The sequence below is a fragment of the Actinophytocola algeriensis genome, assembly GCF_014203735.1.
GTDB classification, from domain to species: domain Bacteria; phylum Actinomycetota; class Actinomycetes; order Mycobacteriales; family Pseudonocardiaceae; genus Actinophytocola; species Actinophytocola algeriensis.
In genome coordinates this window covers 638,897-656,531 of record NZ_JACHJQ010000002.1, presented here as the reverse complement: position 1 = coordinate 656,531, position 17,635 = coordinate 638,897, and the positions used below count along the sequence as shown (strand labels likewise).

The 17,635-nt window shown below is 71.1% G+C and carries 21 protein-coding genes; 13 read left to right on the top strand and 8 right to left on the bottom strand.

Features of this window, described 5'->3' with window-relative positions; genetic code table 11:
- Positions 1-44 precede the first annotated feature (44 nt).
- The 3 genes from FHR82_RS09190 (at position 45) to FHR82_RS09180 (ending at position 2,313) form a co-directional block, all read left to right on the top strand.
- Complete coding sequence (locus FHR82_RS09190) at positions 45-386, top strand: hypothetical protein (RefSeq protein WP_184809846.1); 342 nt, start codon at positions 45-47, stop codon at positions 384-386.
- A gap of 8 nt (positions 387-394) precedes the next feature.
- Positions 395-1,525 carry a sensor histidine kinase gene (locus FHR82_RS47280; protein WP_184809845.1) on the top strand — a complete coding sequence of 377 codons (1,131 nt, stop codon included), beginning with the start codon at positions 395-397 and terminating at the stop codon, positions 1,523-1,525.
- A gap of 152 nt (positions 1,526-1,677) precedes the next feature.
- Positions 1,678-2,313 carry a response regulator gene (locus FHR82_RS09180; protein WP_311770977.1) on the top strand — a complete coding sequence of 212 codons (636 nt, stop codon included), beginning with the start codon at positions 1,678-1,680 and terminating at the stop codon, positions 2,311-2,313.
- On the opposite strand, the gene FHR82_RS09175 is transcribed toward FHR82_RS09180, so the two are convergent.
- A complete protein-coding gene (locus FHR82_RS09175) occupies positions 2,277-2,750 on the bottom strand; it encodes a MarR family winged helix-turn-helix transcriptional regulator (RefSeq protein ID WP_184809844.1) in 474 nt (157 codons plus the stop codon). The genes FHR82_RS09180 and FHR82_RS09175 overlap by 37 nt on opposite strands.
- A gap of 49 nt (positions 2,751-2,799) precedes the next feature.
- Here FHR82_RS09175 and FHR82_RS09170 point away from each other — a divergent pair, with 49 nt between their 5' ends.
- The 3 genes from FHR82_RS09170 (at position 2,800) to FHR82_RS09160 (ending at position 5,648) form a co-directional block, all read left to right on the top strand.
- The gene (locus FHR82_RS09170) at positions 2,800-3,180 is read left to right on the top strand and encodes a DUF5313 family protein (protein ID WP_184809843.1); all 381 of its coding nucleotides are present in this window, start codon (positions 2,800-2,802) and stop codon (positions 3,178-3,180) included.
- A gap of 118 nt (positions 3,181-3,298) precedes the next feature.
- A complete protein-coding gene (gene lnt, locus FHR82_RS09165) occupies positions 3,299-4,840 on the top strand; it encodes an apolipoprotein N-acyltransferase (protein ID WP_311770976.1) in 1,542 nt (513 codons plus the stop codon).
- 58 nt (positions 4,841-4,898) lie between these two features.
- The gene (locus tag FHR82_RS09160) at positions 4,899-5,648 is read left to right on the top strand and encodes a polyprenol monophosphomannose synthase (protein WP_184809841.1); all 750 of its coding nucleotides are present in this window, start codon (positions 4,899-4,901) and stop codon (positions 5,646-5,648) included.
- 99 nt (positions 5,649-5,747) lie between these two features.
- Here the strand turns inward: FHR82_RS09160 and FHR82_RS09155 are convergent, their stop codons facing one another.
- Entirely contained in the window at positions 5,748-6,422 is a 675-nt protein-coding gene (locus FHR82_RS09155) for a chitinase (RefSeq protein WP_311771028.1), read from the bottom strand.
- Positions 6,423-6,540: 118 nt separating this feature from the next.
- On the bottom strand, positions 6,541-7,074 hold the full coding sequence (locus FHR82_RS09150) for a TetR/AcrR family transcriptional regulator (RefSeq protein WP_184809839.1): 534 nt from the start codon (positions 7,072-7,074) through the stop codon (positions 6,541-6,543).
- A gap of 76 nt (positions 7,075-7,150) precedes the next feature.
- Between FHR82_RS09150 and FHR82_RS09145 the strand changes: the two genes are divergently transcribed.
- Positions 7,151-8,353 (top strand): FAD-dependent monooxygenase, encoded by a 1,203-nt coding sequence (locus FHR82_RS09145; protein ID WP_184809838.1) that lies wholly within the window; start codon positions 7,151-7,153, stop codon positions 8,351-8,353.
- A 58-nt stretch (positions 8,354-8,411) separates the two neighbouring features.
- On the opposite strand, the gene FHR82_RS09140 is transcribed toward FHR82_RS09145, so the two are convergent.
- A complete protein-coding gene (locus tag FHR82_RS09140; protein ID WP_184809837.1) occupies positions 8,412-8,756 on the bottom strand; it encodes an RNA polymerase-binding protein RbpA in 345 nt (114 codons plus the stop codon).
- 247 nt (positions 8,757-9,003) lie between these two features.
- Positions 9,004-9,732, bottom strand: a complete 729-nt coding sequence (locus tag FHR82_RS09135) for a thymidine kinase (protein ID WP_184809836.1) — start codon at positions 9,730-9,732, stop codon at positions 9,004-9,006.
- A gap of 105 nt (positions 9,733-9,837) precedes the next feature.
- Between FHR82_RS09135 and FHR82_RS09130 the strand changes: the two genes are divergently transcribed.
- Together FHR82_RS09130 and FHR82_RS09125 are read left to right on the top strand one after the other, a co-directional pair.
- Entirely contained in the window at positions 9,838-10,107 is a 270-nt protein-coding gene (locus FHR82_RS09130; protein ID WP_184809835.1) for a hypothetical protein, read from the top strand.
- A 53-nt stretch (positions 10,108-10,160) separates the two neighbouring features.
- Positions 10,161-11,366, top strand: a complete 1,206-nt coding sequence (locus tag FHR82_RS09125; RefSeq protein WP_184809834.1) for an MFS transporter — start codon at positions 10,161-10,163, stop codon at positions 11,364-11,366.
- On the opposite strand, the gene FHR82_RS09120 is transcribed toward FHR82_RS09125, so the two are convergent.
- Positions 11,289-11,912, bottom strand: a complete 624-nt coding sequence (locus FHR82_RS09120; protein ID WP_184809833.1) for a LysE/ArgO family amino acid transporter — start codon at positions 11,910-11,912, stop codon at positions 11,289-11,291. The genes FHR82_RS09125 and FHR82_RS09120 overlap by 78 nt on opposite strands.
- A gap of 69 nt (positions 11,913-11,981) precedes the next feature.
- Here FHR82_RS09120 and FHR82_RS09115 point away from each other — a divergent pair, with 69 nt between their 5' ends.
- Genes FHR82_RS09115 through FHR82_RS45810 form a run of 3 tightly spaced genes read left to right on the top strand, consistent with a single transcriptional unit; the run spans position 11,982 to position 14,081 of the window.
- The gene (locus tag FHR82_RS09115; protein WP_184810444.1) at positions 11,982-12,884 is read left to right on the top strand and encodes a LysR family transcriptional regulator ArgP; all 903 of its coding nucleotides are present in this window, start codon (positions 11,982-11,984) and stop codon (positions 12,882-12,884) included.
- A 13-nt stretch (positions 12,885-12,897) separates the two neighbouring features.
- Positions 12,898-13,950 (top strand): alpha/beta fold hydrolase, encoded by a 1,053-nt coding sequence (locus FHR82_RS09110; RefSeq protein ID WP_225943798.1) that lies wholly within the window; start codon positions 12,898-12,900, stop codon positions 13,948-13,950.
- Positions 13,941-14,081, top strand: coding sequence for a hypothetical protein (locus FHR82_RS45810; protein WP_225943799.1), 141 nt, complete (start codon positions 13,941-13,943; stop codon positions 14,079-14,081). The genes FHR82_RS09110 and FHR82_RS45810 overlap by 10 nt, the downstream gene beginning before the upstream one ends.
- 1 nt (position 14,082) lies before the next feature.
- Here the strand turns inward: FHR82_RS45810 and FHR82_RS09105 are convergent, their stop codons facing one another.
- Positions 14,083-16,179, bottom strand: coding sequence for a glycoside hydrolase family 15 protein (locus tag FHR82_RS09105; protein ID WP_221463580.1), 2,097 nt, complete (start codon positions 16,177-16,179; stop codon positions 14,083-14,085).
- Positions 16,180-16,265: 86 nt separating this feature from the next.
- On the opposite strand from FHR82_RS09105, the gene FHR82_RS09100 reads away from it, so the two are divergent.
- On the top strand, positions 16,266-16,694 hold the full coding sequence (locus FHR82_RS09100) for a PGPGW domain-containing protein (RefSeq protein ID WP_184809831.1): 429 nt from the start codon (positions 16,266-16,268) through the stop codon (positions 16,692-16,694).
- A 77-nt stretch (positions 16,695-16,771) separates the two neighbouring features.
- Here FHR82_RS09100 and FHR82_RS09095 read toward each other — a convergent pair whose 3' ends face one another.
- Complete coding sequence (locus FHR82_RS09095; protein WP_184809830.1) at positions 16,772-17,557, bottom strand: alpha/beta fold hydrolase; 786 nt, start codon at positions 17,555-17,557, stop codon at positions 16,772-16,774.
- Between the last annotated feature and the right edge of the window lie 78 nt (positions 17,558-17,635).

The window sequence follows — 17,635 nt, the reverse complement described above, 5'->3', positions numbered from 1 at the left end:
GCGGTGTGACGATCGCGGGTGGTCCGGTCCCTAGCGTCGTGCCCATGACACGCACGCTCCGCCACCTCGCCTACGCACTCCTCCCGAGCCGCGGCGTCGCCGCCCGGCTGGGCTTCTCGTGGCGGCCGGTGGTGTACCTCGCGTTCCCTTTCGCCGTACTCGCCGTGTTCGTCACCTGGAGCGGGTGGTGCTATCCCTTGCGGCCGGACGCGATCGGCGCCCTCGGTCACCCGTTCACCGCCGACGCGCGCTTCTCCGGTGCCTGGGGTGGTCCGACGCTCGCCGGTGCCTGGTTCGTCCACGCCATGTGCGCGTTCGGCATGCAGGTCATCTGTATGGCCTTGATCCGGCGCGTGCACGGCCGAGAGCTCGCCGAGGCGGTCTAATGGTCGCCGTGACCTACCGCCGCCTGGGCCTCGGGGTGACCGTGGCCCTTCTGGTGGGGCTGGGCGCGCTCGACCTGGTCCAGCACTACCGCACGGATCCGCCGGCCGCGCTCGCGTTCGGCGTCGTCCGTGCGGTGCCGTTGCTCTTCTACCGGCGGCTGCCGCTCGAGGCGTGGCTGTTCGAGCTGGCGGCGGTGGTCGCGCTCGCGGTCGTGTCGACGCCGGTGACGTCCGCCGAGCCGTGGCCGTGGGCCGTCACCAGCACCGCGGCGCTGACCGCGCTCGGCGGGCTGGTCGCCGCGCGGGGACACCGGCGCCTCTCGCTGACCATGCTGGGCGTGCTGACCGGGCTGGGCCTGCTGCTGTGGGTCTGGCCGGACCGGGGCGACCTGACCTCGGTCGTGGTCAACTCCGTCCTGTGCGGGGTCGGGGTGCTCGTCGGCGACATCGTCCACTCCCGGCGGAGCATGGCTGTCGAGCTCGCGGAGGAACGGCAGGTCAGCGCGGCGGAACGGGAGCTGCGGTCGGTGGTCGAGGAGCGGGCGCGAATCGCCCGCGAGCTGCACGACGTGGTGGCGCACCACATGTCGGTGATCGTCGTGCAGTCGGAGACGGCCCGCTACCGGCTCGACGGCCTCCCGGAGGCGGCGGCCGCCGAGTTCACCGAGATCGCGCGGCTGGCCCGTGGCTCGCTGTCGGAGCTGCGCGGGCTGCTGTCGGCACTGCGCGACGACGGCGCCGACCCGAACCGGGCGCCGCAGCCCACGCTCGCCGAGCTGCCCGCGCTGGTGGCGCGGGTCGAGGCTGCCGGCACACCGGTGACGTTGACGGTCGGGCCTGGCACCGACGACCTGTCGCAGGTCCTGCAGCTGGCGGTGTTCCGCATCGTGCAGGAAGGGCTCTCCAACGTGGTGCGGCACGCGCCCGGCGCGCGGACGTGGGTCGACGTGGGTCGCACCGGGGAGACCCTGAGGGTGGAGGTCACGAACGAGGCGGTGGCGGGTGGCGGCCCGCTCACGGAGAAGGAAGGCGGGCACGGGCTGGTGGGCGTGCGGGAACGCGTGACGTTGCTGGGTGGGCGTTTCGAGGTGGACCAGCCGGACGGGGGCTGGCGACTGAGGGCGGTGTTGCCGTTGTGAGCGGAGCTTGCGGAGCGAACCATCAAACACAGGGCGGAGCTTGCGGAGCGAACCATCCAGCACGGGGCGGAGCTTGCGGAGCGAACCATCCAGCACGGGGCGGAGCTTGCGGAGCGAACCATCCAGCACGGGGCGGCCCGATCACCGTTGTCGTGGCGGACGACCAGGACATGGTGCGGGCCGGGTTCGCGGCGTTGCTGGACGCGCAGTCCGACATCTCCGTCGTCGGGCAGGCCGCCGACGGGCAGGCTGCCCTGGAGGTCTGTGCCGCCACCTCGCCCGACGTGGTGCTGATGGACGTGCGCATGCCGGTCCTGGACGGGGTCGAGGCCACGAAACGGCTGGCGGACAGCTCGTCGCGGGTGCTCATGATCACCACGTTCGACATCGACGACTACGTCTACGCGGCGCTGCGTGCCGGGGCGTCCGGCTTCCTGCTCAAGGACGCCACCCCCGACGAGCTGGTGGCGGCTGTGCGGGTGGTGGCGGTGGGGGAGTCGCTGCTCGCGCCGGCGGTCACCAGCCGGTTGATCGGGCACTTCGCACGGCAGCCGACGCTGGTGAGCACGCCGCCGTCGCTGACCGGCCTGACGCCGCGGGAGCGGGAGGTCCTCGTGTGGGTGGCGCGCGGGGAGTCGAACGCGGAGATCGCCGGGCGGCTGGTGCTGGCCGAGCAGACCGTGAAGACGCACGTCAGCCGCATCTTCCTCAAGCTCGGCATCCGGGACCGGGCGCAGGCGGTGATGGTCGCCTACGAGACCGGCCTGGTGTCGCCCGGCGTCCTCTGAGTCGCGGCCAGCACGCGCGACAGTGCGGCGTGGAGCTCCTCGAGTTCGGACAGCTCCATGCCGAGCTGCTCCACGACCTGGTACGGGATCTTCTCGGCCTCCGCCCGCAGTGCGCGGCCCTTGTCGGTGAGGTCGACGGCCAGGGCCCGCTCGTCGCGGGGGCTGCGGGTGCGGCTGAGGTAGCCCAGCGCCTCCAGGCGTTTCAGCATGGGGGAGAGGGTGGCCGGTTCGTGGCGCAGTGTCTCGCCGATGTCGCGGACGGTCCGGGGCGAGCGGTCCCACAGGGCCAGCAGCACCAGGTACTGCGGGTGCGTCAGGCCGTGCGGCTCGAGCAGCGGCCGGTAGATCGCGATGACGCTGCGGGAGGCCAGCGACAATGCGAAGCAGACCTGCCGGTCCAGTGCCAGCGGGTCCGGGCCCAGGTCGATGGGTGGCATCGCTCATAGTCCTCTGATAGTTAGCGTACTAAGTGTTAGTGTACTAGGTATGCAACGACCGAATCCATTCCAGTGGCTCTGGTACGCGGTGGGTGGTCGGCTCCCCGAGCGGCTCGCGCCCTGGGTGCTGCACGACGTCACGGCGCGGACCAGGGTGTTGCGCCACGCGGCCCGCGGTGCGGTCGTGCTCGCGCCGATCGCGGCCGGGTGCCTGCTGCTCCCCGGACCGCTGGGGCTGCGGCTCGCGATGGTGCTGCTGGTGGCCATCGTCGGCGTCTACTTCTCCCTGTCGTACGTGGACGAGAGCTGTGAACTGCGGGCAGTGAAGCACGGCTACGAGCACGGCATCGCCCGCGCCACCCGCGAGGCCCGCAACGAGAAGACGGAAGAGGCGGCGCGGGCCCGCTACGCCGCGCAGTTCCGTTCCTAGACTTCACGGGGGGCATCACGCGGTGCAGTGGTCCGGGACGGCTGGAACACGAAGCGAACATCCGACGCCGTACCCTTGCCGGGTGGTCGCACCCGCAGTCTCGCCGGAAGAGCCGGCAGTGTCCGACAAAACGGACGAACGCACGCCTGCCTGGCGAAATGTGCTCCTGCGTGTCGTGATCTCGACCGCCGCGGGCCTCCTGATCTACTTCAGCGGCCCGCCGCGCACGCTGTGGTGGCTCGCCCCGATCGGGTTCGCCATCCTCGGTGCGGTGATCTACGGCGCCCGCGCGCGGGCCGGGTTCGGCTACACGCTGTGCGCGGGACTCGGCTTCACCGTCCCGCTGCTCGCGTGGACCGGCGAGTTCGTCGGCGTGGTCGCGTGGCTGCCGCTGGCACTCCTGGAGGCGGCCCTCATGGGTCTGGCCGGTGCCGCCATCTCCGTGGTGAGCGTCCTGCGTGCCTGGCCGGTGTGGGCGGCGCTGGTGTGGGTCGCGGGAGAGTACCTGCGCTCGATCTTCCCGTTCGGCGGGTTCCCGTGGGCGCGGATCGCGTTCACACAGCCGGACGGCGTCTTCCTCCCGCTCGCCACCGTGGGCGGCACCCCGCTGATCGGGCTCGCGGTCGCCCTGACCGGCTTCGGGCTGACGATGCTGGTGCGCACCCTGCTCCTGGACCGCAGGCCGCGCCGGATCGTGGCACCCGCGCTCGCGGTCGTGCTGCCCGTCGTCGCCGCGTTCGGCGCCCTGCCGCTGGTCGGCACCGACGCCAACGACGGGGAGGCGACGGTCGCGGTCGTCCAGGGCAACGTGCCGCGCGCCGGGCTGGACTTCAACGCCCAGCGCCGCGCCGTGCTCGACAACCACGTGGCACGCACCGAACAGCTCGCCCAGGACGTGCGCGCAGGCAAGGTCGACCAGCCCGACCTGGTGATCTGGCCGGAGAACTCGTCCGACATCGACCCGTACCGCAACCCGGACGCGTGGGCCCGCATCGACGACGCGGCCCGTGCGATCAAGGCGCCGATCGCCGTCGGCTCGGTGCTTCTCGGCGACGACGGGCTGCCGCGGAACACGATCCTGCTGTGGGACCCCCAGCGCGGCCCGATCGAGCAGTACACGAAGCGGAAGCTGCAGCCCTTCGGCGAGACCATGCCGATGCGGTCGTTCTTCCGGCTGTTCACCTCGGCGGTCGACCGCGCAGGGCAGTTCGTGCCGGGTGAGAAGGCGGTCTCGTTCCGGATGGGCGACGCCACCGTCGGGTTCGCGACCTGTTACGAGGTGGCGTTCGACGGCGTGGTGCGGGAGTCGGTCGAGGGCACGAACCTGCTCGCGGTGCCGACGAACAATGCCACGTTCGGCTACACCGAGATGACCTACCAGCAACTCGCCATGGACCGCGTGCGTGCCGTCGAACACGGTCGTGCCGTGGCGGTCGCGGCCACGAGCGGCGTCAGCGCGTTCGTCCGGCCGGACGGGTCCGTCAGCCAGTCGACCGGCATGTTCGTGCCCGGCGCGCTGGTCGAGACGGTGCCGCTGCGGACGACGACTACGCTGTCTGACCAACTGGGCCCGGTCCCGGAATGGATCATGGTGCTCGCCGGGCTGGGGGCGGTCGGCGTGGCGATCGCGGCCCGGCGGCGTGCCAGGACAAGCAACTGACCGAACGAACGACGTGAGTGAACCGGCGCGCGGGACGTGCCGGCGAGGAGGGTGACGGATGGCGGAGCAGCTCGAGCCGGTGCTCGTGGTGATCCCGACGTACAACGAGCGGGACAACATCGAGCGGATCGTGAGCCGGCTGCGTGCGGCACTGCCGAAGGCGCACGCTCTGATCGTCGACGACGGCAGCCCGGACGGCACGGGTGAGATCGCGGACCGGCTCTCCGCCGAGTCCGACGGGCACGTGCACGTCATGCACCGGACCGAGAAGAACGGGCTCGGCGCCGCCTACGTCGCCGGCTTCCAGTGGGGCCTGGAACGCGACTACGCCGTGCTGGTCGAGATGGACGCCGACGGCTCGCACTCGCCGGAGGACCTGCCGCGCATGCTCGACGCGCTGGCGGACGCCGACCTCGCGATCGGCTCCCGGTACGTGCCCGGCGGCAAGGTCGTGAACTGGCCGAAGCACCGCTACATGCTGTCGTGGGGCGCCAACACCTACGCCCGCATCGCGCTCGGCGCGCGGGTGAAGGACATGACGGCGGGCTTCCGCGCCTACCGCCGCGAGGCACTGCAGAAGATCCGCATCGACAACGTCGCGTCCCGCGGCTACTGCTTCCAGATCGACCTCGGCTGGCGCACGATCGAGGCGGGTTTCACGGTCGTCGAGGTGCCGATCACCTTCACCGAGCGCGAGCACGGCGTGTCGAAGATGAGCAGCGACGTGATCCGCGAGGCGCTGATCCGTGTCACCAAGTGGGGCCTGCGCCGCCGCGGCACCCAGCTGAAGTCGCTGTTCTCGCGATGACGCACGCGGTCTCGCCGGAGCGCCGTCACGTTCCCGTGAGATAACTGCTGATCAGCGCGAGACATCGGCTCGATGCCTCGCGCTGATCCATCGGGCGTGTCAGCAGTAGAGGTTGCCGCCTGCCGGGACGCCCAGCATGCCGACGAACCGGTTGTAGTTGTCGACGCGGCTCTGGACCTGGCCCGGGTTGCCGCCGTTGCACTCGATCGAGCCGTTGATGCTGCGGATCGTCTCGCCGAAGCCGCGCTGGTTCACCATCGCGTCGTGCGGGGTCATCGTGCCGGGACCCCGCTGGGTCATCCAGTACCAGAGCGCGGTCTTCCACGCGATCGCCGAGTCGTTCTGCACCAGCCACGGGTTGCCGAGCAGGTCGATGCCCAGGTGGTCACCGGCCGCCTTGTAGTTGAAGTTCCAGCTCAGCTGGATCGGGCCGCGGCCGTAGTACGCGGCCTGCCCCGCTGGGCAGCCGTACGGCTGGCTCCAGTCGCAGTAGTGCGGGTAGTTCGCCTCGTTCTGCTCGACGATGTGCACGAGACCGCCGGTCTCGTGGGACACGTTGGCGAGGAACGCCGCCGCCTCCTGCCGCGCGATGGTGTCGCCACCCGCGGACGAGAACGCGGGGAAGGCGTCCATCGCCGCGGTCAGGCCGCTGTAGGTGTAGAAGGAGTTCCTGTTCGGGAACATCTGGTTGAACTGGGCCTCGGACACGACGAACGCGCGTTTCGCGGTGACGGAGTCCGAGCCTGGGGTGGCGGTCGCCGGGGACGACGCCATGGTGAGGGCCACCCCGACGGCGAACAGGGTCGCCAGTAGCCGCTTCATGGTCACTCCTCGATGCAGGGTAATTCCGGAGTGTCACCACCATCCCGTATTGGTCCAGACCAGTCAAGGGCTATGGCGCGAGGCCCAGCGTCGCCATCGCGGCCTCGACGGTCGCCGTGCGCAGCTCGTCCTGCGGCACGTCCGGGAACTGCATCGTGCAGTCCTGCATCCCGCCGAGCGCCATGACCCCTCGGGTCGCCTGCTGGAGCGTCGGGTCCGGGCCGAACAGCAGCCGGGTCAGGCGGGCACGCCACTCCAGCACGACGTCGATGAGACCCAGGTCGGCGAGCGTGGTCATCTCCGTCAGCACCAGCAGCACGTCCGCGCGGTACTCGAAGTGGAAGTCGAAGAAGCCCTCCAGCAGGGCCCTGGCGTTCTGCTCAGGCGCCTGCTCCTGCCGTTCGAGGAACTCCTGACCCGCGTCGACCAGCGGCTGCACGATGCTGCGCACCAGCTCCTCGCGTGACTGGAAGTGGTAGTACAGCGCGGGTTTCGTGATCCCGAGCCGGTCGGCGATCTCCTGCAGGCTCGTCTTCTGCACGCCCTTCTGCGTGAACAGTTCGCGGGCCACCGCCTGTATCCGCTTCTTCGTGTCCGATGCCACGTGCGCAGCGTAACTGACTTAACGATAGGTCAGTTCGATGCTAGCCTTACTTACCGATAAGTAAGGGGGGATGGTCATGAAGGTTCTCATCTCGGGCGCGAGCATCTCGGGGCCCGTGCTGGCGTACTGGCTGAACCGCTACGGCTTCGAGGTCACGGTCGTCGAGCGCGCGCCGCGGCTGCGCAAGACGGGCGGCCACGCGGTCGACCTGTTCCGCCCGGCCATGGAGATCTCGGAGCGCATGGGGGTGCTGCCGCGCGTCGAGGCGGCGGCCACCGGCACGACGCGCCTGACGGTCGTGCGGGAAGGCTCGGCGAAGCCGGTGGCCGTGGACCTGTCCAAGCTGTTCGGCGCCACCTCGGACCGGCACGTCGAGATCATGCGCGACGACCTCAGCGAGATCTACCACGACGCCACGAGCGCGGATGTCGAGTACGTCTTCGGCGACTCGATCACGGCCATCGAGGGCCGGACCGTCTCCTTCGAGCGTGGTGCGGCACGCGAGTTCGACCTCGTCGTCGGTGCCGACGGCCTGCACTCGAACGTCCGGCGGCTCGTGTTCGGGGACGGGAACGAGGTGTTCATCGGCGCCTACCTCGCGGTGCTGAGCGTGCCGAAGGACCTGCTGGCGGACGGCGAGTTCGTCAGCCACATCGGGCCCGGCCGGATGGCGGGCGTCTACTCGGCGCGGCACGCGGACGACGCGCGCGTGGTCTTCCTCTTCCGCAGGGAGCGGCCGCTCGACTACCACTACCGGGACGTGCCGAGGCAGAAGGAGTTGCTACGCGCGGCGTTCGCGGGCATGCACCCGCGCGTCGACTCCTGGCTGGCGGAACTGGACCGGACGGGGGCGTTCTACTTCGACTCGATCACCCAGCTGCGGATGGACAGGTGGTCGGCGGGCCGCGTCACGCTCGTCGGCGACGCGGGCTACTGCCCGGGGCCCGCGGTGGGTGGCAGCACGAGCCTTGCGGTGCTCGGCGCGTACGTGCTGGCGGGGGAGCTGGCGGCGGCCGGTGGTGACCACGAGCGGGCCTTCGCCGCGTACGAACGTGAGATGTCCGACATCGTGCGGCGCAGCAGGGCGTTCGCGATCGGTACGGCCAAGGGCCTGATCCCGTCGTCGCGGCTCGGGGTGTGGGCGCTGACGCAGGGCGGGCGGCTGGTGTCAGCGTTGCCCGCCGGGGTCAGCAGAGCGCTCGCGAAGCTCAACACCAGAGGCGTCCGGCTGCACGACTCGTTGCCGGTGAAGGACTACTCGGTCACGGTGACCAGCTGAAACACGCCGAATGCCACATCGGTGCGCCCGATGTGGCATTCGGGGTGGGAGGGAGGGTTCAGGCCGAACGGCTGCGGCGAACCTTCAGTTCCTGCAGTCGCTCGGTCAGGAGGTCTTCGAGCTCGGGGATGGTCCGGCGTTCGAGGAGCATGTCCCAGTGAGTGCGCGGGGGCTTGACCTTCTTGGTCTCCGGTTCGGTGCCGTCGATCAGCTTCGACGCGGTGCCGTGCAGACGGCACTCCCACATCGACGGAACCTCGGCGTCGTCGGAGAAGGGCACCTCGAACTCGTGGTCCTTCGGGCATGCGTAGCGGATCGTCCGCCGGGGCGCGAGGTCGTGGTTACGATCTGTCTCGTAGCTGACCGCGCCAAGTCGGCTTCCACGGAGTACACGGTCGGCCATGGCGACGTCCTTTCGTTCAGCTCACAGCTCCCAGCTGGAGCCAGGGTGGTGCTCACCAAGAGCAACGTCCGAGTGGGTCGAAACGTTCCCGCCCGCCACACCCAGTTGCTCAGGGTGACCTGCGGCAACCCCTGCTTCTATAGCTTCCACCGTAGAGATGCCCCGTAAACGTGTTCGTGACGCGACACTCGTCGGATTGCCGAATGATGTCGCCCACTTGGGGGTACTGGTTGCCCAGGATGGCCGGTCAGGCCAGGCTGAGCTGGCCTCGTCCTGCCACCGCTGGGCCGAGATCGCCCACGCGGAAGTGTCTCCGGCACAGTACTTGGTAACGCACTGTAGTCACCGGGGTGGAATCCGGTAATTCACGGTCCGTGTCGGCGACTAGCACTGTGTCCCCGGCCCTGATGACCGCGCCGTCGGCGACCCGGGCGTTGAACCGCGCGGGCAGCCCGCACCAGCACAGCACGTCGACCTGGACCGGCTCCAGCTCGTCGGCGAGCTCGAACAGCCGCTGCGAGCCGGGGAACATGCGGCTGCGGAAGTCGGTGGCGATGCCGAAGCAGTACACGTCGACCTGCACGTCGTCGGCCAGTTCCGCCAGTTGGTCGACCTGGCCCGGGGTGAGGAACTGGGCCTCGTCGACGATCACGTAGTCCACCCGGTGGCCCTCGGCCCAGCGGGCGCGGACCAGTTCCCGCAGGTCGACCCCGCCGTGCACCTCGAGCGCCTGGCGGGTGATCCCGATGCGGCTGGAGATCTGCGGCTTGCCGGAGCGGTCGTGGTGGACGAGGAGAAGCCCTCTGCGGCCCTGTCTGGCCTGGTTGTGGTCGACCTGCAACGCGAGTGTCGACTTCCCGCAGTCCATCGGTCCGTAGTAGAACCGCAGGTGCCCCACCACGGGCACCGCCCGCCGCGACCCTGCGGCGGGCACCGAGGACAGCGCGTCGGTCGGGTCACTGAGATGAGGCGGCATGGGCTCCACGGCTGGTGACCCTATCCCGACCTCGATCACCGGTATGGGACCCGAGGTGCGTGGGTATCCACGGCGGTGTCAGCGCAGTAGGTCGAAAGGTGACGAATGTCCGTCTTTCCCATCCATCAGCTGATCGACCGGGCCCGTGACGAGGCGGCCGACGGGGTCGCGTGGCTGACCGGCCGCACCGCGGGCCTGCTCGACGACACGGCCGTGGTCCTGGCCGACGTCTCGGACGCCGCGGCCCTCACCGCTGCCCGGGTGAGCGGTGAGGCCGGTGCGGCCGCCGGCCGGTACGCCACGCAGGCGTGCGGCTGGCTCGCGGACCAGGTGAGCGACCTCGGCGAGCGCGTGACGGGTCGCGTGGAGGGCTGACCCGGCGGGGCTGACTTGAACCTGACACCTGTGTCAGGTTCGACCATGCCCGCATGGGACTTCCGATCAGGGCGCTCGCTGCCCTCACCACCGCCGCGTTCGTCACCGTGCTCACCGAGGCGTTGCCCGCCGGTGTGCTGCCCGCCATGAGTGCCGACCTGCGGGTGGGTCAGTCCGCGATGGGGCAGGCCGTCACGATCTACGCGATCGGCACCGCGCTCGCCGCGATCCCGCTGTCCTCGGCGACGGCGGGCTGGCGGCGCAAACGGCTGCTGCTGTTCGGCGTGGCCGGGTTCGCCATCGCCAACACCGTCACCGCGGTGTCGGGGGACTACGTGCTGACCATGGCCGCCCGGTTCGTCGCCGGGATCGCGGCCGGGGTCGTGTGGGCGCTGCTCGCCGGGTACGCGGCGCGGCTCGCGCCGGAGCCGCTGCGGGGCAAGGCGATCGCGGTCGTGATGGCCGGTATCCCGCTCGCGCTGTCGCTCGGGGTGCCGGCCGGGACGTTCCTCGGCGACCTGCTCGGCTGGCGGGTGACGTTCTGGGTGATGACGGCGGTCGCCGTGGTGCTGCTCGGGTGGATCGTGGCGCTCGTGCCCGACTTCCCGGGATCGCGGGGTGGCAGGCCGGACCTGCGGGCGACGCTGAGGGTGCCGGGCGTGCCCGCGATCCTGTTCGTGACGCTCGTGTTCGTCCTCGCGCACACCGTGCTCTACACCTACGTCGCGACCTTCCTCGGTGCGCGCGGCATGGGTGGCGCGGTCGACGTGGTGCTGCTGGTGTTCGGGGTCGCGTCGATGGTGAGCATCGTGGTCGTCGGGGCGCACGTCGACCGGCGGCTGCGCACACTGACCGTCGTGAGCGCGGCGCTGTTCGCGGTCGCCGTGGCGGTGCTGGCGGGGAGCACGGCGTTCGTGTTCGTCGCGGCCGCGGTCTGGGGGCTCGGGTGGGGTGGTGTGCCGACGCTGCTGCAGACCGCCGCCGCGAAGGCCGGTGGTGCCGCCGCCGACACCGCGCAGGCCATGCTGGTGACGTTGTGGAACGCGGCGATGGCCGCGGGCGGGGTGGCCGGCGGTCTGCTGCTCGACCACGGCGGGCCGGGCGCGCTGCCGTGGACCGCGCTGGTGCTGATGCCGCCGGTGCTGGCCGTGGTGCTCGCCGCGCGCAGGCACGGGTTCCCGTCAGCTCGCGCCCACGACCAGCGACACGCCGAGGGTGACCATCGTGGCGGCCACCAGGCCGTCCAGCACACGCCATGACGACGCCCGCGCGAAGAAGCCGGTCAGCAGCCGCGCGCCGAAGCCCAGCGCCGCGAACCAGCACAGGCTCGCGAGCGTCGCGCCGACGCCGAACGCCCACCGCAGGTCACCGCGGTGGGCGGCAACGGTGCCCAGCAGCAGCACGGTGTCCAGGTACACGTGCGGGTTCAGCCACGTCAGCGCCACGCAGGTGAGCACGACCCGGCGCGCGGACCGCGACGACCCTGCCGGGTCGCCCATGACGTTCATGGCCGACGGGCGCAACGCCCTGCGGGCCGCCAGGAACCCATAGCACAGCAGGAAGGCGCCGCCCACGATCCCGACGACCGTCAGCAGCCTCGGGTACGCCGCCACCACCGCGCCGACGCCGCCGACCCCCAGGGTGATCAGCGCCGCGTCCGACAGCGCGCAGATGGCGACCACCGCGAGCACCCCGTCCCGGCGGATGCCCTGCCGCAGCACGAACGCGTTCTGCGCGCCGATGGCCACGATCAGGGACAGGCCGGTGCCGAACCCGGCGACGGCCGCGAGCAGGGCGTCTCTCATGACGGCGAGGCTAGGTGCGGCCATGTCGACAGTACAGCTAAAGATTCTAACGTAACATTAGCGATCGTGATGACAGATCTGCCACCCGACCAGGTCCGCACGCTGCTGGCGGTCGCCGAGGAGGGCACCTTCGACGCGGCCGCCGCCGTGCTGCACGTGACGCCGTCGGCGGTGAGCCAGCGGGTGAAGGCACTCGAACAGCGCACCGGCAGTGTGCTGGTGACGCGCACGAAGCCGGTGCGGCTCACCGAGTCGGGGCAGGTCGTGATGCGGTTCGCGCGGCGGCTCGCGGCGCTGGAGCGGGACGCGCGTGCCGAGTTGGGCATGAGCGGTGCCGGTGAGCCGGTCCGGCTGCCCATCGCGGTCAACGCGGACTCCCTCGCGACGTGGTTCCTGCCCGCGCTCGCACGGGTGTCGACGGACCCGCCGGTGTGTTTCGAGCTGCATCGCGAGGACGAGGACCACACGACGACGCTGCTGCGGGACGGCACGGTGATGGCCGCGGTCACGTCGTCGCCGACGCCGGTGCAGGGCTGTTCGGTGCGCCCGCTCGGCGGCCTGCGGTACCTGCCGTCGGCGACCCCGGAGTTCGCGGCGCGGTGGTTCGCCGGGTCGTTCGCCGAGGACCTGGTGCGGGCGCCGGTGGTGGTGTATGACCGGCGTGATGATCTACAGGACGCGTTCGTGCGCGCGGTGAGCGGCCGCGACGCGAGCACGTTGCGGCACTACGTCCCGGCGTCGGAGTCGTTCGCGGAGGCGGTCGCGGCGGGGCTCGGGTGGGGGATGGTGCCGTCGGTGCAGGCCGAACCCCGGCTGCGGGCGGGCGCGCTGGTGACGCTCGCCGACCGGCCGGTGGACGTACCGCTGTACTGGCAACAGTGGAAACTCGACTCGCCTGCTCTGTCCGCGGTGGCGGACGCCGTCGCGGCGGTGGCCGCCGACTCGTTGCGGAGGACCCGTGCGGTTCGTTGACCATACGTTTGACTTGCCACTCGACCACGCGCGGCCGGACGGCGAGCGGATCACCGTGTACGCGCGGGAGGTCACGGCGGATCCCGCGCTGCCGTGGCTGCTGTACCTCGGCGGTGGCCCGGGTTTCGCCGCGCCCCGCCCGCTCGGTGGTGAGGGCTGGCTGCTGCGTGCGCTGCGGGACTACCGGGTGCTGCTGCTGGACCAGCGCGGCACTGGCCGGTCGACACCGGTGACGAGGCGGGTCGCACTGGACCGCGGTGCGGAGTACCTGACGCACTTCCGTGCGGACTCGATCGTCCGCGACGCGGAAGCGATCCGTGCCCGGCTGCTCGGTGACGTGCCGTGGACGGTGCTGGGCCAGAGCTTCGGCGGGTTCTGCACGGTGTCGTACCTGTCCTTCGCGCCCGGCGGTCTGCGAGCCGCGCTGGTGACCGGCGGCTTGCCGGGGGTGGAGACGGACGCGGTGGGTGCGTACCGGGCGCTGTACCCGGTGGTGGCCGAGAAGAACGAGGCGCACTACCGGTCGTATCCGCAGGACGTCGAGCAGGCCCGCCGGGTGGCGGCGTACCTGCGTGAGCACCGGGTGCGCCTGCCGACCGGACGGCGGCTCACGCTGGCGGCGTTCCAGTCGCTGGGCAACCTGCTCGGCGGCCGGGACGGCAGCGCACGGCTGCACTACCTGCTGGAGTCCCCGTTCGACGGTGCCGTTCTGTCGGACGCGTTCCTGCTGGACGCGGCGGCGGCACTGTCGTGGGCGACGGCGGCGAACCCGCTGTACTACCTGTTGCACGAGCCGACGTACGCGCAGGGTCCCGGTGCGACGGCGTGGGCGGCGCACCGGGTACGCGCGGAGTTCCCGGAGTTCGTCTCGGCGGACCCGGTGTACTTCACCGGCGAGATGATCTACCCGTGGATGTTCGACGACGACCCGTTGATGGCTCCGCTGCGGGGCGTCGCGGACGACGTGGCCGCCCGTCCGGAGTGGCCCATGCTGTACGACGTGGACCGGTTGCGCGCCAACGAGGTCCGGTGGTGGCCGCGGTGTACGACACGGACATGTACGTGAATCGCGACCTGTCCCTGCGGACGGCGTCGCTGATCGGTGGCGCCCGCGTCTGGCACACGGCTGACCACCAGCACGACGGCCTGCGCGTCAGCGACGGCGAGGTCATGTCCCGCCTGCTGGAGCTGCTCTGAGTCAGCAGGGTTTCGCGTAGCGGCAGGCCACCACCGACGGCTGTTCCACCGGGTGGCCTTCCGCCACCGACCACGCCAGGCGGATGTACTGGGCGTGGGTCCACACCAACGGTGTCGCCGACCCGGTGCCGGTGCCCGGACGGGCGCCAGGCGGCGCCGCGGCGTCCCACACCTGCTCAGGGAGCATGAGCCCGCTGTTCGCCGTCGCGGCGATCGTCGACAGGCGGGCACGGGCCGAAGCCGGGTCGCCGGCGAGTAGTTCGTACTCGCCGCGTTCGCCGGCGAAGATCGGCCACAGCCTGCCGTACGTGCGGGTCGGGGTCGGCCAGTTGACGTTCCACGGTTCGCCGGACGCTGTCTCGCCGTAGCCGTCGCTGGTGAAGCGGTGCCACAGTTCGCCTGCCGGGGTTCGTTCGCCCAACTCCTCGTCCACCACCGCGATCGTGTTGCGGATCGCGGGGTCGTCGGCCGGGCGGAGGCCGAGGCGGACCACCTCCAGGAAGCTCGGGTCCACCACCGTGCGCTGATCCACCTCGCCGACGTTGTTGTCGCCCAGGTTGTACGTCGTGCCCGCGTTCGGGTTGCCGTCCTTCGTCAGGCGCAGGTAGTACGGCTCCGGCGACAGCGGGCCCGTCGACGTGACCGTCCACTCCTCCAGCGACGCGGCCCAGTCGTCCGCGATCGCCAGGTACCGGTCCGCGGAAGCCTGGTCGCCCGCCCGGGTCAGCAGGTCCGCCAGGCACACCAGGCCCGCCACCTCCGACGCGATCGTCGCGGGGGAGTAGCCGCTCTGGTTCTCCCAGCGTTCCTGTTCGGTGAACGGGGCGTCCGGGTAGTTCACCATGAACTCGGCCGCCCGCCGAAGACCGTCCAGTGTGGACTCGTCGGTGCGGTTCAGCAGCCACGCCAGCAGCATCGGGGCCGCCGTCTCGTCCAGCTGGACGCTCGTCCAGTACGGCTCGCCGGTCACCCTCGTGTTCTGCGCCAGGTGGCCGTCCGGTTGCTGTTGCACGTTCAGCATGTAGTCCAGCGCGCGGTGAGCACCGTCCTCGTCGCCGGCGGCCAGCAGGCCTGTCGCTATCTGGTACAGGTCCCGCGGCCACACCAGTGCGTAGGAACCGAACTCCGGCGCCAGCTCGCGGTCGAACCCGAACGCCCACGGGAAACCCGGCGCCGCGATGTACGCGCCCGGGTTCCGCTTGTCCTCGGAGGCCGCCAGCACCAGCACCGAGCTGCGGTACACCGCGCGGGACGCCGGGGGCGGCGGCTTGCGCAGGCCGGAAACGTAGTCCTGCCAACCCTTCGCGTAACGCGACGCCACCTCGTCGAAGCCCGTCGCCAGCGACGCGCGGGCGGTGGCCACCGCGGACCGGCGGTCGGGTCCGAAACCCAGCGCGAGGGTCTCGTGCCGCCTGCCGTCCACGCGCAGCTCACCGGTCTGCACGATGTTGCCGGGGCCCGCCTTCGGGTACCGCCAGTCCATGCGGTGGTCCGCCAGGTCGGTCCAGCCGTCGCTCGTGCCGAGGTAACCCGTCGACGTGGCACCGAATCCGCGGCCGGCCACCAGCGCCGACGCCGTCGCGCCGTCCGACGCGACCAGAGCGCCGCCGCTCGACCCCGTGTCGTCGCCGCCCTCGCGGGACAGCGCCGGGTCGAGCACCGCGTACACCCGCAGCGGGCGGTGCGAGCGGAAGTCCAGGTCCACCAACACGGTCGCGCGCGCCGGGTCGGTGACGTACGTGGTCACCGCGGTCCAGCCGGTGCCGCGGGCGGTCTGGCGGAACTTCAGGTCGCCGACCTGTTCCGTGCGGCCGCGCACCGGCTCGGTGAACGTGCGGCCGTCGGTCACCACGAACTGCAGCTCCCGGATGGCGGGTGTGCTGAGGTCGGGGTAGAACACCTCGGTCATGCGGCCGCCGCCGAGGGTGAACCACACGGGGCTCTCCGGGCCGCTGCGCGCCGTGCCGAAGCCTTGTTTGTCGGCGGGCTGGTAGATCGCCGGTGCGCCGGGCGCACCGGGCGCGTCACCTCCCGGGACCGCCGCCGCTGTCGAAACAGTCGTCGCCACCACCGCCAGGACCGATAACAGCACTGTCATCCGCACGCGTCCACGGTGCCCCACCCGGCGGGCCGCCGCACGACGAGCGAGCGGAATCCACGGCGACCAGGCACGATTGAGGGACTATGGCAGCTGGGAAACAGGTCAAGCGGGCGACGATCGCGGTGGTTGGCGCGGTCGTCCTCCTCGTCGGTGTCGCGTTGCTCGTCCTGCCGGGGCCCGGACTGTTGCTGGTCCTCGCCGGTCTCGTCATCCTCGCCTCGGAGTTCCCCGCGCTGGAGCGGCACGTCGATCCCGTGCGGGACCGTGCGATGAAGGCCGCGGAGGACAGCGTGTCGTCGCCGCTGCGGGTCGCGGGGTCGGTGGTCGTCGGGCTCGGGCTCGTCGCGGCCGGGATCATCTGGGGGCTGCGGGTGTTCCCGTGGCTGCCGTTCCCGGGTTGGAGCACCGGGTCGAGCCTGATCCTGTCCGGGATCGTGCTGTTCGCCCTGCTGGGGTGGAGTTACCGCAAGGTCAGTGAGCGGGAGCGAGGGAGCGGGCGCCGTCTGGACTGAGGAGCGCGCGCAGGCGCGCCAGCGCCGAGCACGCGACGAGGGAAGACGGGGTCTTAGCGGAGGAGCGGAGCGAACAATCAGCAGTGCACGGCGTCGGTGATCTGCTTGCCCAGCAGGTCCGGTGCCTGTGCGTGCGCGAGGTGGCCCTGGCCGGTGATGCGCTGGACCTTGGCCTGCGGCAGCGCACCCGCGAACATCGCGTGCGGCTTGCCGTAGGGGAGGCGGCCCTCGGACAGCTCTCCGACGAGCAGTGTGACCGGCAGGTCCAGGCCCGGGTAGCGGCCGAGCGCGGGGCTGTGGTCGTTGACCGCCGCCAGTTCCTCCGCGAGCGGCGCGGCGAGCCGCACGAGCGCGGGCCACACCGGTGTGCGGCGCAGGTTCTCGACGTACTCGGCGGAGAACCCGGACACGTCCCGGTTGACGATCTCCACGGCCCGGTCCAGGTCACCGCGTGCGGTCGCGTCCCGCAGCGGCGCGACGTGCTCGGCGGCGAACGGGGTGGCGACCGGCTCGTACAGCGTGAGCGAGCGCAGGTCGTACCGCTCGGTCGCGGCCTCGACGGCGATCAGCCCGCCGTAGCTCCAGCCGAACAGGTGGGTGTCGGTGCCGAGGTCGTCGAGAATCCGGTGCAGGTCGTCGATCTCGGTGCGGACGGAGTAGTGCGGCCCCAGCGGACCGCTCGGGGTGCGGCCGCGGCGGTTGATCACGATCACGGGGTTCGGCAGGGTGATGTGCTCGACGACCGGTAACCACGACTCCGCGTCCGCCATGACCCCGGGCAGTACCACCAGTGGCGTGCCCGCACCGTCCCGCACGAGTGCGGTGAGCGTGGTGCCGGCCCGCTCGAACCGAAGAGACCGCATGCCGCCATCCTGTCACTCACCGGATCGCGCCGGTTTCGAGGTGGGCATGGAGCGGCCCCCGGCACGGAGTGCCGGGGG